This is a genomic window from Campylobacter concisus, assembly GCF_002092855.1.
GTDB lineage: Bacteria > Campylobacterota > Campylobacteria > Campylobacterales > Campylobacteraceae > Campylobacter_A > Campylobacter_A concisus_AI.
In genome coordinates this window covers 1-528 of record NZ_LVLC01000026.1, presented here as the reverse complement: position 1 = coordinate 528, position 528 = coordinate 1, and the positions used below count along the sequence as shown (strand labels likewise).

Annotated in this window: 1 protein-coding gene; it reads right to left on the bottom strand. The window is 35.0% G+C overall.

The features are described 5' to 3' along the window. Positions 1–528, bottom strand: a 528-nt coding sequence (gene tssK / locus A3223_RS07510) for a type VI secretion system baseplate subunit TssK (protein WP_141081803.1), incomplete at both ends; no start/stop codon positions are given.

Genomic DNA, 528 nt, shown 5'->3' with positions numbered 1-528 from the left:
AATTGGTATGCTAAGCTCGTAAGGCATCTTTGAGCCAAATACCCCAAGAGACGATCTTTGGCTTGCTAGGATTAGATTTTCTTTATCTTGTGTAAAGGCCGAAGATAGTTCAAAATCATCTTTATCGTCTAGCTCGTTTAATATATCATTGCTAGCTTCATCATGCACTCTTGAGCTAATAAGTGCTTGCTTGGCTGTAAATTTTAAATTTGGTAAATTATTTTGCAAGCTAATATCGACCAAACCTGAGCTAATAGGTAGTTTTAACACTATAATGGCTGAGTTTAGTTCACTTGGGCTTATCTCAAGCGGTTCTGGTAATTCATCTTGATCTGGCGCGTTAAAAATTGTGCCATCTTGAGATCTACAAGAAATTTTAGTTAGCCCTATTTTGCCTTGAAGCAAAAGATCGCTTGAAATTTCTAAATCTAAAACACCGTATAAATTTGAAAAAGAAGAGATGGTTTTTAGGTTTAAATTTCTCTCAAAATATCTTTCTTGCTGCTCGAAATGAACCTTATCAACGTT